Source organism: Bacillus sp. NH11B (assembly GCF_001884205.1).
Taxonomy (GTDB): Bacteria; Bacillota; Bacilli; order Bacillales; family Bacillaceae_G; genus Bacillus_A; species Bacillus_A proteolyticus.
In genome coordinates, this window is the sequence record NZ_MAOG01000111.1 from 1 (window position 1) to 13528 (window position 13528).

Below are 13528 nucleotides of genomic sequence, written 5' to 3' on the forward strand. Positions count from 1 at the left end.
GGACCTTGTCCCTGTGAGAGTAGGACGTCGCCAAGCAACTAAAAACACAAGTCTTTTGACTTGTGTTTTTTTGTATTGTTAAACAGTACGTAAAAGAAGTAATGATAATACAAACACGTTGCCCAAGAGTTAATCATATTATATAAGAGATTGATGTATATTTTTCTGTAAATTGTTAAGGAATAGAAGTATAAAATATGTCCATTTAAATAGGGAGGGAAGGTTATGAAATCGCAAAGCGAAGTTTGCATTGTTTGTGAGACAGAAAGAAAAGAAGGTATATATGTTTATAATAATTTGATTTGTTATGAATGTGAAAAAGATATGGTGAATACGGAGACAAATGATCCGAAGTATATATATTATTTAAAACAACTTCGAAAATTAGAAGTATCATATTTTTAAATAGGCATATGCCTATTATTTTTTTTGTTCTGTATAATAGATATAGAATGAATAATAAGGAAGAGATATAGATGAATCAAAATCGTATGCCTTTATATGAGGCTTTAATGGAATTTAAAGAAAGACGACCACTATCTTTTCATGTTCCAGGTCATAAGAATGGTTTAAACTTCCCTGAGGAAGCTACAGGAGGGTTTAAAGACATATTATCGATGGATGTAACAGAGTTAACAGGATTAGATGATTTACATAGTCCGTTTGAATGTATAGATGAAGCACAGCGATTATTAGCTGAAGTATATGGCGTGCAAAAAAGTTATTTTTTAATTAATGGTTCAACAGTTGGAAATTTAGCGATGATTTTGTCTTGCTGCGGCGAACATGATATTGTCCTCGTGCAAAGAAATTGTCATAAATCAATCATTAACGCTTTGAAATTAGCAGGGGCTAACCCCGTCTTTTTAAATCCATGGATTGATGAAGTACATAACGTACCAGTAGGTGTTCATGATGAAGCTATCAAGGAGGCGATTACAAAGTATCCGAATGCTAAAGCACTTATTTTAACACACCCTAATTACTATGGTATGGGGATTGATTTAGAGGCAAGTATCGCTTACGCACATGAACATAAAATTCCTGTTCTAGTAGATGAAGCACATGGGGCACATTTTTGCATAGGGGATCCATTCCCAAAGTCAGCATTAGCTTATGGTGCGGATATTGTGGTTCATTCCGCACATAAAACATTACCTGCAATGACAATGGGATCTTATTTACATATAAATAGCCATTTGGTGAGTAAAGAAAAAGTGTCCTCCTATTTAAATATGCTACAATCTAGTAGCCCATCGTATCCAATTATGGCATCCCTTGATATAGCCCGTTTTGCAATAGCGGTTATAAAGGAAAAAGGTCATGATGATATTGTTGAGTTTTTACGCCGATTTAAAGAAGAATTGCGATCAATCCCGCAAATAGCTATTTTACAATATCCGTTGCAAGATGAATTAAAGGTTACGGTGCAAACTCGTTGTCAGTTATCAGGGTATGAATTACAGTCCGTATTTGAACAGGTTGGTATATATACGGAAATGGCAGATCCATATAATGTCCTATTTATATTACCGTTACAAGTAAATGGGGAGTATATAAAAGCTATAGAGATAATTCGAGCAGCTTTGCAGCAATATAAGGTAAAAGACAAGACAGCATCAATTCGTTATACTTATAAAGGAGAAATTTCTCCTTTACCGTATACGTATAAACAATTAGAGAGATACGAGACGAAGTTAGCATCTATAGAAGAAGCGGTTGGTATGATAGCTGCAGAAATGGTGATTCCGTATCCACCTGGAATTCCATTGATCATGTATGGAGAGAGAATTACTCAGGAACATACAAATCAAATTACTCATTTAGAGAAAACAGGTGCTCGTTTTCAAGGTAGTACGAAATATATGAACGTGTATGATATAGAAAGTAGGTTTTAGGATGAAGGGATTATTTGTGACAATTGAAGGGCCAGAAGGTTCGGGTAAAACAACGTTAATTAAAAGTTTATTGCCATATTTTGAGCAAAAGGAACAAAAGGTAATGGTGACCAGGGAACCGGGTGGTATTGCAATTTCTGAAGATATTAGAACAATTTTACATAAACAAGAATATACGATGATGGAAGCACGTACAGAGGCACTTTTGTATGCTGCTGCACGTAGACAACATTTAGTGGAAAAAGTTATGCCAGCACTTGAGGAAAACTATCTTGTACTATGTGATCGTTTTATAGATAGCTCTTTAGCGTATCAAGGATATGCAAGAGGCTTAGGTATGGATAAAGTATTTGAAATTAATCGTTTCGCAACGGAAGATTGTATGCCTAGTTTAACAATTTATTTAGACATTGAGCCAGAGGTTGGGTTAGCACGAATTGAAAAAGATGCAGGACGCGAAGTAAATCGACTAGATATGGAAGACATCGCTTTCCATAAACGCGTGCGTGAAGGGTATTTACAAGTTGTAGAGCGCTTCTCTGATCGTATTGTAGTAGTGGATGCTGATCAACCAATGGAAAAACTTATAGAAGAAGTTATTCAGATTGTAGAAGATAAATTGTTATAATAGAAGGAAAGAATGAAATAAGTGAGGTATGCATTATGATAAAGACGTGGGAGCAGCTTTCTGCTATACAGCCCATCGGTGTCAAAATGTTGATGAATAGCATTGCAAAAGAGCGTATATCCCACGCTTACTTGTTAGAGGGAGGAAAAGGGACTGGGAAGTTCGCAACAGCAATTCAAATGGCAAAAAGTTTTCTCTGTTCACAAAGAAATGGTGTAGAGCCTTGTCATGTATGTACGAATTGTCGCCGAATTGATTCAGGTAACCACCCAAACTTACATATTGTAAAACCAGATGGATTATCTATTAAAAAACAGCAAATTCAAGATTTACAAGAAGAGTTTTCAAAAACAGGATTAGAAGCAAATAAAAAAGTATATATTATTGAGCATGCAGATCGTATGACAGCAAATGCAGCGAATACACTCTTAAAGTTTTTAGAAGAACCAAGTAGTGATACAACAGCCATTTTACTTACTGAACAAAGTCATCAGATTTTAAATACAATCTTATCTCGTTGTCAAGTTGTTACATTTAGGCCGTTACCTACAGAATCCTTAATTAAGAGATTAGAGGAAGAAGGTATTACAGTTTCTTTATCTACACTGGCTGCACAGCTTACAAATAGTTTTGAAGAAGCTTTATTAATGTGTAATGATGAATGGTTTGCACAAGCGAGAGCTTTAGTGATAAAATTATGTGAAGCGCTCGAAAAAGATAAGGCCTCTATTTTTTTTGTACAAGAAAAATGGGGGAAGCACTTTGGAGAGAAAGAACAATTACAGCAAGGCTTAGATATGTTACTCCTTATTTATAAGGATTTATTATATGTTCAACTTGGAGAAGAAGATCGTCTTGTTTTTCATGAGCAGAAAGAGATGTTTGAATCCTTTTCTTATGCTCAGAAGCGCATTGTATCAGCTCTCTTTCATATATTAGAGGCAAAAAATAGAATCAACGCTAATGTAAATGCGCAGCTTGTGTTCGAACAGTTAGTGTTGCGGTTGCAGGAGGGATGACCGTTTTGTATGATGTAGTAGGTGTTCGCTTTAAGAAGGCCGGGAAGGTATATTACTTTGATCCAAATCAGTTCGATATCTCAGAAAATGAGTTTGTAATTGTAGAAACGGTAAGGGGTATTGAATACGGAAAAGTAGTTATTACCAAAAAGCAAGTTGATGAAAATGACGTTGTATTACCGCTTAAAAAGGTTATTCGTATTGCAAATGAAAATGATCGTACCATTGTTGAAGAGAATAGGCATGCTGCGAAAGAAGCATATCAAGTTTGTCAACAAAAGGTAGGAGAACATAATCTTGATATGAAGCTTGTAGATGTAGAGTATACGTTCGATCGTAATAAGATTATTTTCTACTTTACTGCAGATGGTCGGATTGATTTCCGTGAACTGGTAAAAGACCTAGCAGCAATTTTTAGGACAAGAATCGAGCTAAGACAAATCGGTGTTCGTGACGAAGCAAAAATGCTTGGTGGTATTGGTCCATGTGGTCGTATGCTTTGTTGTTCTACTTTTTTAGGAGATTTTGAACCTGTATCCATTAAAATGGCAAAGGATCAAAATTTATCATTAAATCCTGCAAAAATCTCTGGTTTATGTGGTCGCTTAATGTGTTGCTTAAAATATGAGAATGATGAATATGAGGCAGCAAAGGAACAACTTCCTGATTTAGATCAACGTATACAAACCCCGCATGGTACTGGCCGTGTTATCGGATTAAATATTTTAGAAAGATTAATTCAAGTGGAACTAGTAGACAAGGAACGGATAGTAGAATATACGTTAGATGAATTAATTAATAAAGGGGTCGTTTCGAGTCAAACCACAGATTAATGAGGTGGGTGCTTGTGGAGAAAAAGGATATTTTTGCATCGGTTTCTAGTATGGAAGAGCAAATTGGACATTTATACAAACAGTTGGGAGAATTAAAACAACATCTTGCAGAATTATTGGAAGAAAACCAGCATATAAAAATGGAAAATGAAAATTTGCGACATCGTTTTGAAGAAGTGCAGAATAAGGAAAAACAAAAAACTCAAAAACGCAAAGAAATGAAGCCAAAAACAGATATCGGTGAGGGCTACGATAACTTAGCGAGACTGTATCAGGAAGGTTTTCATATTTGCAATCTACATTATGGAAGTGTACGTAAAGAGGGAGATTGTTTATTCTGTCTGTCATTTTTAAATAAAAAGTGAGATTACCTTTCCAATATAATTGGAAAGGTAATTTTTTATACATGAGAGTAGAATGAAATTTATTTTTACATTAATAGAGGATGAAATAGGGTAGGTTAAGTGTAAGAAAGGGAGCAATATATGAATTTATACGAAGATGAACGTTTAGATTACTTATTAGCACAGGATATGAAGATTATACAAAGTCCATCAGTATTTAATTTCTCTTTAGATGCTGTGTTACTTGCAGATTTTGCTTGGGTACCAATTCAAAAAGGTAATTTACTTGATTTGTGTACGGGGAATGCGGTTGTACCTCTTTTATTGAGTACAAGGACAAAGGGGACAATTACAGGTGTAGAGATTCAAGAGCGCTTATATGATATGGGAATAAGAAGCATTCAATACAATAATTTAGAAGAAAGAATTCATTTAATCCATGGAGATTTGAAAGATATGCCGGAGAAACTTGGACGCCATCAATATGATGTTGTAACGTGTAATCCTCCTTATTTTCAAACACCGCAAACTTCTGAGAAAAACATGAATGAACATTTAGCGATAGCTCGTCACGAAATTATGTGTACATTAGAAGATGTTGTATATGCAAGTAGCCAGTTGGTAAAACAGGGTGGGAAAGTTGCATTTGTACATCGTCCAGGTCGTTTTCTCGATATCGTTACATTGATGCGTAAATACAAAATTGAACCGAAACGTGTGCGATTTGTTTATCCTAAGGCTGGTAAAGAAGCGAATACATTGTTAATTGAAGGAATTAAGGATGGAAATGCAGATTTAAAAATCTTGCCACCTCTTTTTGTATATGAAGAGAATAACGAATATACAGAGGAGATTCGTTCAATTTTATATGGAGACGAATAAGCATTGTTTTTATGTGGTAGAGTGTTCTGATGGAAGTTATTATGCTGGATATACAAATCATATAGAAAAGCGGATTCAGACTCATAATAATGGAAAAGGTGCTAGATATACACGTGCTAGACTTCCGGTTGTTTTAAAATATGTAGAGGATCATGAGGATAAACGAACGGCTATGCAAGCTGAATATCATTTTAAGCAGTTAACGAGGAAACAAAAAGAAGAATACATGCAAAAAGGAGAACGCTATGTGGCAGCAAAAAAGCTTTCAGCAAAATGAAAAGGGAGTTTTATATTTAGTACCAACTCCAATCGGAAATTTAGAGGATATGACATTTCGTGCAATCCGAATTTTAAAAGAGGCAGATATTATTGCTGCTGAAGATACAAGACAAACGAAGAAGCTTTGTAATTATTTTGAAATTGAAACACCAGTTATGAGTTATCACGAGCATAACAAAGAAGTAAGTGGACGAAAAATTTTAGATAAGTTAGAAGATGGTAAGACTGTAGCCATTGTGAGCGATGCCGGTATGCCGTGTATTTCTGACCCTGGTTACGATATTGTTGTAGAAGCTGTAGCAGAACAATATCATGTTATCCCGCTTCCTGGAGCGAATGCGGCTCTTACAGCATTAATCGCATCAGGACTTGAAACAAAGCAGTTTTATTTCTATGGATTTTTGCAAAGAAATAAAAAGGAAAGAAGAATGGAATTAGAGAAGATTCGTTACGTACAAACTACAATGATGTTTTACGAAGCACCTCATCGTCTAGATGATACTTTAATCTCAATGCAAGAAGTTTTAGGGAATAGGGAAATCGTATTATGTCGCGAGCTAACGAAAAAATTTGAAGAATTTATTCGTGGAACAATTGAGGAAGCGATTGAGTGGACGAAGCAAAATGAAGTCCGTGGTGAGTTTTGTATTTTAGTAGCTGGTTCAACGGAAGAACCTGCTCCAGAAGAACAATGGTGGGAATCTGTTTCAGTATATGATCATATTGAACATTATATAAATGAAAAAGGCATGAATTCAAAAGAAGCGATTAAAACAGTCGCTAAAGATCGAGATTTGTCGAAAAGGGATGTATATCAAATCTATCATGTCGATAAAAAATAAGCTTCTCATAATTGAGAAGCTTATTTTGCTGTTTCGATATAATCATGAAGTTCGTTTAAGATTTGCTCAGCGCCTTCTTTGCTTAAGATAATTTTTCCTTCAGCTAAAGATAGGTTACCATCAGATACTTCACCAGTTACTTGGCAAGTCATGTTTGGTTTATATTTTTTTAAGATGATTTTTTCGTCATCAACGTAGATTTCAAGAGCATCCTTTTCTGCAATACCTAAAGTACGGCGTAATTCGATTGGAATTACCACACGACCTAATTCATCAACTTTACGAACGATACCAGTAGATTTCATAATTCTTTTCCTCCTAAATAAATAGTTTATAAGTTACGAGTCTATTTTTTTGATTCGTCATTTTTCGACAAAATACCCTATGGACATATGATACCAATCATTTACATTTCCGTCAATTCTTAAATTCTATATTTTTTAAAAAGATTTATAGATTTCTTACTTCTTATATATAATAGAATGTGGGTAATTACTATAATTATTTCGTTTTATTCTCTGAAAAATATATATATTTCAGAGAAGGGTTGTATAATTTTTAAAAATATGAGTAATAGATGATAAAGATATCGAGCATTAACTCGTTTTTATATGTGAGTTTTTGATATACTGTTTATAAATACATATGAGGTCATCCGGGAGGTCCAAAACAATGACAGAGGAAAATAAGTCCTTTTATATTACTACCCCAATTTATTATCCAAGTGGAAAGTTACACATTGGACATGCTTATACGACAGTAGCAGGAGATGCGATGGCACGATATAAGCGTATGCAAGGATACAATGTTCATTATTTAACAGGAACTGATGAGCATGGACAGAAGATCCAAAAGAAAGCAGAAGAACTAAATGTTACACCACAAGCATATGTGGACAACATTGTATCAGGGATTAAAGAACTTTGGGAGAAGATGGATATTTCTTATGATGATTTTATTCGTACAACTGAAGATCGTCATAAAGATGTCGTTGAGAAAATCTTCAAGCAGCTAGTAGATCAAGGTGATATTTATCTTGATGAATATGAAGGTTGGTATTCTGTACAAGATGAAACATTCTATACAGCGCATCAATTAGTAGATCCAATTATGGAGGGCGACAAAGTAGTTGGTGGAAAAAGCCCAGATAGTGGTCATGATGTAGAGCTTGTTCGCGAAGAGTCTTATTTCTTTAGAATGGGTAAATATGTAGACCGACTATTAAAGTTCTACGAAGAGAACCCTCATTTCATTCAACCGGAGTCTCGTAAAAATGAAATGATTAATAATTTTATTAAGCCAGGGTTAGAAGATTTGGCTGTTTCTCGTACTTCATTTGACTGGGGAGTTCGTGTTCCAGGGAACCCAAAACACGTTATTTATGTATGGGTAGATGCTTTGTCTAATTACATTACTGCATTAGGATATGGAACAGAAAATGAAGAGAAATATAAAAAATTCTGGCCAGCAGATGTTCATTTAGTTGGAAAAGAAATCGTTCGTTTCCATACAATTTATTGGCCAATTATTTTAATGGCGTTAGATTTACCACTTCCGAAGAAAGTCTTTGCTCATGGCTGGATTTTAATGAAGGATGGAAAAATGAGTAAGTCAAAAGGAAACGTAGTAGATCCAGTTACACTAATTGATCGTTACGGATTAGATGCATTACGTTACTACTTACTTCGCGAAGTTCCATTTGGATCTGATGGCGTATTCACACCAGAGGGATTTGTTGAACGAATTAATTTTGATTTAGCAAATGACTTAGGAAACTTATTAAATCGTACAGTAGCTATGATTGATAAATACTTTAATGGGGAAATCCCTGCATTTAAAGCGAATGTAACTGAGTTCGATGAAACGCTAGTTACATTTGCGAAGGATACATTGAAAAAAGTAGAAGAGGCAATGGAGAATATGGAGTTCTCTGTAGCACTAAGTTCTATTTGGCAGTTAGTTAGCCGTACGAATAAATATATTGATGAAACACAGCCGTGGGTATTAGCGAAAGATGAGAATGATCGTGAAAAGTTAGCTTCTGTAATGGCTCATTTAGCAGAAGTACTTCGTCAAACAGGTATTATGCTTATGCCATTCTTAACAGTAGCACCAAGCAAGATGTTTGCTCAACTTGGACTTACTGAAGAGGCACATAAATCTTGGGAAAGCCTATCTACAATTGGCTGTATTCCAGCTGGAACAAAAGTAGAAAAAGGAAACCCGATTTTCCCTCGTTTGGAAATGGAAGTAGAGGTAGCGTATATTAAAGAACAAATGCAAGCCTCTGCTCCTAAAGTAGAAGAGAAAAAAGAAGAAGAACCGAAAGCAGAAGAAATTACAATTGATGATTTCTTTAAAGTAGAATTACGAGTAGCTGAAGTAATATCGGCTGAACCTGTGAAAAAAGCAGATAAGTTATTAAAAATTCAGCTTGATTTAGGAACAGAAAAGCGTCAAGTTGTTTCGGGAATTGCAAAATTCTACTCACCAGAAGATCTAAAAGGTAAAAAGGTAATTTGTGTAACAAACTTAAAACCTGTAAAATTACGTGGCGAATTATCCCAAGGTATGATTTTAGCAGGTGAAGAAAATGGCGTATTGTCATTAGCAACAATCGACCAAAATTTACCTAATGGCACAAAGATCAAGTAATTGAGACAAGAAAAGAGATGTTTCACGTGTAACATGTGTGAAGCATCTTTTTTCTTTTTAAATTCCCTTTTTTTGCATTAAAATTGTAGTATTGTTATCGTTAAGTTAGAAAAGGCTTAATTTTTTTCTAGGATAGAATTGATTTCAATATAAAAGGAGTTATTTATTATGTTGTTTGATACACATTCACATTTAAATGCAGAGCAGTTTGAAGAAGATTTACAAGAAGTTATTGCAAGGATGAAAGAAGCAGGAGTTACATATACAGTTGTTGTGGGATTCGATGAAGTAACAATAAAAAAAGCGATTGAACTAGCTGAAGCCTATGATTTTATTTACGCTGCAGTTGGATGGCATCCCGTTGATGCAATCGACATGACAGAGGAACATTTGGCTTGGTTAGAAGAATTAGCTGCTCACCCTAAAGTAGTTGCTCTTGGAGAAATGGGATTAGATTATCACTGGGATAAGTCTCCAAAAGAAATACAGAAGGAAGTATTCCGTAAACAAATTGCATTAGCTAAAAAGGTAAAATTACCGATTATTATACATAACCGCGATGCAACTCAAGATATTGTTGATATCCTAGAGGAGGAGAATGCAGCTGAAGTGGGAGGCATTATGCATTGCTTTAGCGGCAGTGTAGAAGTAGCACAGCGATGTGTCGATATGAACTTTTTAATTTCATTAGGTGGGCCTGTTACATTTAAAAATGCGAAAAAACCGAAAGAAGTTGCTATGGAGATTCCATTAGAAAAATTATTGATAGAGACAGATTGTCCATATTTAACACCACATCCATTTCGAGGGAAACGAAATGAACCTAGTTATGTAAAACTAGTAGCAGAAGAAATTGCGAATTTAAAAGGAATTTCTTATGACGAGGTAGCACAAATAACAACAAAGAATGCAAAAGCTTTATTTGGTGTCGAATAAAAAAGAGTGGGGGAGCCCCATTCTTTTTTATTTTTTAGAAGAGGGATAGTAGAAATGCTAAGGGCCCATTATTTACTCATAACATAAGTGTAGAAATATTGCGGATAAATTAGGATGGAGATAGAAGTGTTACAATAAGAATAGTGAACAAAGATTTTTCTCTTCTACTTTTTAAAATGTACGATTGGGAAAATAATAATGGAAAAGTCGTCATTTTTTTGTTTTACTAAGTAGAGACGAAACGAGTGTGGAGGCAAGCATGAAAATTAAAGAGATTATCGTTGTAGAAGGTAAAGATGATACAGTTGCGATTAAACGTGCTGTTGATGCGGATACAATCGAAACGAACGGTTCAGCAATCGGTGATCATGTTATTGAGCAAGTTAAATTAGCGCAGCAAAAACGAGGCGTTATTATTTTCACAGATCCGGATTATCCTGGAGAGCGTATTCGAAAAATTATTTCTGACAAGGTTCCTGGATGTAAGCATGCTTTTTTACCGAAGGAAGAAGCACTTGCTAAAAGGAAAAAAGGTGTTGGTATCGAACATGCTTCTAATGAGTCGATTCGCCGTGCTTTAGAGAATATACATGAAGAAATGGAAGCTTACACAAGTGAAATTAGTTGGAGTGATCTAGTCGATGCGGGCTTAGTGGGCGGAGAAATGGCAAAGAGTCGCAGAGAAAGAATGGGTAAGCTATTAAAGATTGGTTATACAAATGCAAAACAGTTACATAAACGTTTACAAGTGTTTCAAGTTTCAAAGGAATCATTTGCAGAAGCTTATAAGCAAGTAATACAGGAGGAAAAAAAATGAAGGATATCGCAACACCAAATCGTACAAAAGACATTGTTGAAAAGTATGGATTTTCATTCAAAAAAAGTTTAGGGCAAAATTTTTTAATTGATACAAATGTATTAAATCGTATCGTTGATCACGCTGAAATCGGTTCAGAAAGTGGCGCAATTGAAATTGGACCAGGTATCGGTGCATTAACAGAGCAATTGGCAAAGCGCGCTAAAAAAGTAGTGGCTTTTGAAATTGATCAGAGATTATTACCAATTTTAGACGAGACGTTAGCTCCATATAGCAACGTTACAGTTATAAATAAAGATGTACTAAAAGCAGATGTACATGAAGTGTTTAGTGAGCAATTCGAAGAAGGACAAGATGTAATGGTAGTAGCTAACTTACCATACTACATTACGACGCCAATCTTATTTAAATTGCTTGAAGAAAAATTACCCGTTCGTGGATTTGTTGTTATGATGCAAAAAGAAGTTGGAGATCGTTTAGCTGCTAAACCTGGAACGAAAGAATATGGTTCTTTATCAATTGCCATTCAGTATTATACAGAGGTGGAAACAGTTATGACTGTACCGCGTACAGTGTTTGTACCACAACCAAATGTTGATTCTGCGATTATCCGTCTTCTAAAGCGTCCTAAACCAGTTGTAGAAGTGGCAGATGAAACTTTCTTCTTTGAAGTAGTACGAGCGAGTTTCGCACAGCGTCGTAAAACGTTAATGAATAATTTATCAAATAATTTAAATGGTTTCCCGAAAGATAAAGAGTTATTGGATCGAATTTTAACAGAAGTAGGGATTGATCCGAAGCGAAGAGGAGAAACGCTATCTATCGAAGAGTTTGCAACATTAAGTAATGCATTAGTTCTTCATAAATTGTCATAAGAATATGAAAGGGACAGTTCAACTTGAGCTGTCCCTTTTGTCACCTTTCCTTTCCTAAATTCATACTTTAAAAGCAGGTAAGATGGCCTAACGAGTTTGGAGGTAGGAGAATGGCTTTACATGTTGGAGAATTAGTGGAACGATATTCTCATAATAGGGATATTCTTTTTCGTATTATAGAAATAAAAGGCGAGATCGCGATATTGTTTGGGGAAGAAATTAGACTTGTGGCGGATGCGCCGCTTGAAGATTTAATTAGTATAGATCAAAGAGAACATAAAAAAAGAGTGAAGCGTGAAAAAGAAACAATGGAGCGTACGTACCGTTTATTTCAACAAGATTATGTATTAATGAAACAAAGACATGAACACACTTCAACAGGTGGATATACAAGTGAAGTGAATTATTTTCAAATGCCAGGGCGTGTATTGCATATAGATGGAGATCCTTTATATTTGCGCAAGTGTTTAGATTTATATAATAAAATAGGCGTTCCTGTACAAGGTATTCATTGTAAGGAAACGGAGATGCATGAAAAGGTAGTAGACTTAATCGATCATTTTCGTCCAGATATTTTAGTCATTACAGGACATGATGCATATACAAAGTCAAAAGGAGTTATGGGAGATTTAGCAGCATATAGACATTCTAGACATTTTGTACAGGCTGTTCGAGAAGTGCGAAAAAAATATCCATCATTAGATCAACTCGTTATTTTTGCTGGAGCTTGTCAATCACACTTTGAGGCGCTGATTCGAGCAGGTGCTAATTTTGCTAGTTCGCCATCTAGAATTAATATTCATGCTCTAGATCCTGTATATGTAGTTGGCAAAGTCAGTTTCACTTCATTTATGGAAAGAGTCAATGTATGGGATGTTGTGCGTAATACAATTACTGGTGAAAAAGGACTAGGCGGAATTGAAACGAGAGGGATTTTACGAACTGGATTACCCTTTCAACTTTATGATGAATGAGCAAGGTACATACGTATCTTGCTTTTTTATGTGGAAATGATGTAAATGGGTTTGGATAAAAAGTTTCAAGAACGTGCAGACTATACAATGATACTTGTACAATATAGTATTTCTTCTATCTATTCAAACGCATGATGTTTTTATAATGATATTGTCTGTAAATTGCGGTTAATAATTGGGATAGATATATCGTGTTTTAAGTGTTCAATCTAAATTACAGCGAGGTGTAGCAAGGGATATGTCAAAACGTTTAGATGATATTAAAAACGAATTAGATCACCATCTTGGACAGCGACTGATGTTAAAGGCGAATAGTGGAAGAAGAAAAACTGTGGAGCAATCGGGTGTACTTGCAGAAACGTATCGTTCGGTCTTTGTTGTACAATTAGACCAACAAGAAGACGCGTTGCAACGTGTATCGTATAGTTATGCAGATGTTTTAACAGAGACAGTAGAGTTAACATTTTACGATGAACCCCATAATGAAGCATTTTATAATTAATGTGTTATTTGTTACATATATTCCCACAAATGAAAAGCTATATT

General features: G+C 35.1%; 16 protein-coding genes. 15 read left to right on the forward strand and 1 reads right to left on the reverse strand.

Going from position 1 to position 13528, the window contains the following annotated elements; genetic code table 11:
- Positions 1 to 225: 225 nt before the first annotated feature.
- The 9 genes from BAU27_RS20805 to rsmI all read left to right on the forward strand — a co-directional run bounded on the left by BAU27_RS20805 (position 226) and on the right by rsmI (position 6725).
- A complete protein-coding gene (locus tag BAU27_RS20805) occupies positions 226 to 405 on the forward strand; it encodes a sigma factor G inhibitor Gin (RefSeq protein ID WP_000842053.1) in 180 nt (59 codons plus the stop codon).
- A gap of 71 nt (positions 406 to 476) precedes the next feature.
- Complete coding sequence (locus tag BAU27_RS20810; RefSeq protein ID WP_071771795.1) at positions 477 to 1898, forward strand: aminotransferase class I/II-fold pyridoxal phosphate-dependent enzyme; 1422 nt, start codon at positions 477 to 479, stop codon at positions 1896 to 1898.
- Between the two features lies 1 nt (position 1899).
- Positions 1900 to 2526 carry a dTMP kinase gene (gene tmk / locus BAU27_RS20815; RefSeq protein WP_071771796.1) on the forward strand — a complete coding sequence of 209 codons (627 nt, stop codon included), beginning with the start codon at positions 1900 to 1902 and terminating at the stop codon, positions 2524 to 2526.
- Between the two features lie 35 nt (positions 2527 to 2561).
- On the forward strand, positions 2562 to 3545 hold the full coding sequence (gene holB, locus BAU27_RS20820; RefSeq protein WP_071771797.1) for a DNA polymerase III subunit delta': 984 nt from the start codon (positions 2562 to 2564) through the stop codon (positions 3543 to 3545).
- 5 nt (positions 3546 to 3550) lie between these two features.
- The gene (locus BAU27_RS20825; protein WP_002107285.1) at positions 3551 to 4378 is read left to right on the forward strand and encodes a PSP1 domain-containing protein; all 828 of its coding nucleotides are present in this window, start codon (positions 3551 to 3553) and stop codon (positions 4376 to 4378) included.
- A 14-nt stretch (positions 4379 to 4392) separates the two neighbouring features.
- On the forward strand, positions 4393 to 4743 hold the full coding sequence (gene yabA, locus BAU27_RS20830; RefSeq protein WP_000412059.1) for a DNA replication initiation control protein YabA: 351 nt from the start codon (positions 4393 to 4395) through the stop codon (positions 4741 to 4743).
- A gap of 120 nt (positions 4744 to 4863) precedes the next feature.
- A complete protein-coding gene (locus tag BAU27_RS20835) occupies positions 4864 to 5604 on the forward strand; it encodes a tRNA1(Val) (adenine(37)-N6)-methyltransferase (RefSeq protein WP_071745145.1) in 741 nt (246 codons plus the stop codon).
- On the forward strand, positions 5591 to 5881 hold the full coding sequence (locus BAU27_RS20840; protein ID WP_016131051.1) for a GIY-YIG nuclease family protein: 291 nt from the start codon (positions 5591 to 5593) through the stop codon (positions 5879 to 5881). Before BAU27_RS20835 ends, BAU27_RS20840 begins: the two co-directional genes overlap by 14 nt.
- On the forward strand, positions 5850 to 6725 hold the full coding sequence (rsmI, locus tag BAU27_RS20845) for a 16S rRNA (cytidine(1402)-2'-O)-methyltransferase (RefSeq protein WP_071771798.1): 876 nt from the start codon (positions 5850 to 5852) through the stop codon (positions 6723 to 6725). Before BAU27_RS20840 ends, rsmI begins: the two co-directional genes overlap by 32 nt.
- 20 nt (positions 6726 to 6745) lie before the next feature.
- On the opposite strand, the gene BAU27_RS20850 is transcribed toward rsmI, so the two are convergent.
- Positions 6746 to 7030: a transition state genes transcriptional regulator AbrB gene (locus BAU27_RS20850; RefSeq protein WP_071745147.1), complete on the reverse strand. Its 285-nt coding sequence runs from the start codon at positions 7028 to 7030 to the stop codon at positions 6746 to 6748.
- Positions 7031 to 7397: 367 nt separating this feature from the next.
- On the opposite strand from BAU27_RS20850, the gene metG reads away from it, so the two are divergent.
- The 6 genes from metG (at position 7398) to veg (ending at position 13484) form a co-directional block, all read left to right on the forward strand.
- On the forward strand, positions 7398 to 9380 hold the full coding sequence (gene metG / locus BAU27_RS20855; protein WP_071771799.1) for a methionine--tRNA ligase: 1983 nt from the start codon (positions 7398 to 7400) through the stop codon (positions 9378 to 9380).
- 168 nt (positions 9381 to 9548) lie between these two features.
- Positions 9549 to 10316, forward strand: coding sequence for a TatD family hydrolase (locus BAU27_RS20860; RefSeq protein ID WP_071771800.1), 768 nt, complete (start codon positions 9549 to 9551; stop codon positions 10314 to 10316).
- A 259-nt stretch (positions 10317 to 10575) separates the two neighbouring features.
- Positions 10576 to 11133, forward strand: coding sequence for a ribonuclease M5 (gene rnmV / locus BAU27_RS20865; RefSeq protein WP_071745150.1), 558 nt, complete (start codon positions 10576 to 10578; stop codon positions 11131 to 11133).
- Positions 11130 to 12008, forward strand: coding sequence for a 16S rRNA (adenine(1518)-N(6)/adenine(1519)-N(6))-dimethyltransferase RsmA (rsmA, locus tag BAU27_RS20870; protein WP_071745151.1), 879 nt, complete (start codon positions 11130 to 11132; stop codon positions 12006 to 12008). Before rnmV ends, rsmA begins: the two co-directional genes overlap by 4 nt.
- A gap of 110 nt (positions 12009 to 12118) precedes the next feature.
- The gene (gene yabG, locus BAU27_RS20875; RefSeq protein WP_071771801.1) at positions 12119 to 12982 is read left to right on the forward strand and encodes a sporulation peptidase YabG; all 864 of its coding nucleotides are present in this window, start codon (positions 12119 to 12121) and stop codon (positions 12980 to 12982) included.
- Between the two features lie 238 nt (positions 12983 to 13220).
- On the forward strand, positions 13221 to 13484 hold the full coding sequence (veg, locus tag BAU27_RS20880; RefSeq protein WP_000044339.1) for a biofilm formation stimulator Veg: 264 nt from the start codon (positions 13221 to 13223) through the stop codon (positions 13482 to 13484).
- The last annotated feature ends 44 nt before the right edge of the window (positions 13485 to 13528 follow it).

Bases quoted from the DNA above. Each gene is read 5' to 3' on its own strand.
- tmk (WP_071771796.1), top strand. From the start codon at position 1,900: ATGAAGGGATTATTTGTGACAATTGAAGGGCCAGAAGGTTCGGGTAAA.
- BAU27_RS20835 (WP_071745145.1), top strand. From the start codon at position 4,864: ATGAATTTATACGAAGATGAACGTTTAGATTACTTATTAGCACAGGAT.
- holB (WP_071771797.1), top strand. From the start codon at position 2,562: ATGATAAAGACGTGGGAGCAGCTTTCTGCTATACAGCCCATCGGTGTC.
- BAU27_RS20805 (WP_000842053.1), top strand. From the start codon at position 226: ATGAAATCGCAAAGCGAAGTTTGCATTGTTTGTGAGACAGAAAGAAAA.
- BAU27_RS20860 (WP_071771800.1), top strand. From the start codon at position 9,549: ATGTTGTTTGATACACATTCACATTTAAATGCAGAGCAGTTTGAAGAA.
- BAU27_RS20840 (WP_016131051.1), top strand. From the start codon at position 5,591: ATGGAGACGAATAAGCATTGTTTTTATGTGGTAGAGTGTTCTGATGGA.
- rsmA (WP_071745151.1), top strand. From the start codon at position 11,130: ATGAAGGATATCGCAACACCAAATCGTACAAAAGACATTGTTGAAAAG.
- BAU27_RS20850 (WP_071745147.1), bottom strand. From the start codon at position 7,030: ATGAAATCTACTGGTATCGTTCGTAAAGTTGATGAATTAGGTCGTGTG.
- veg (WP_000044339.1), top strand. From the start codon at position 13,221: ATGTCAAAACGTTTAGATGATATTAAAAACGAATTAGATCACCATCTT.
- BAU27_RS20810 (WP_071771795.1), top strand. From the start codon at position 477: ATGAATCAAAATCGTATGCCTTTATATGAGGCTTTAATGGAATTTAAA.
- metG (WP_071771799.1), top strand. From the start codon at position 7,398: ATGACAGAGGAAAATAAGTCCTTTTATATTACTACCCCAATTTATTAT.
- rnmV (WP_071745150.1), top strand. From the start codon at position 10,576: ATGAAAATTAAAGAGATTATCGTTGTAGAAGGTAAAGATGATACAGTT.
- yabG (WP_071771801.1), top strand. From the start codon at position 12,119: ATGGCTTTACATGTTGGAGAATTAGTGGAACGATATTCTCATAATAGG.
- rsmI (WP_071771798.1), top strand. From the start codon at position 5,850: ATGTGGCAGCAAAAAAGCTTTCAGCAAAATGAAAAGGGAGTTTTATAT.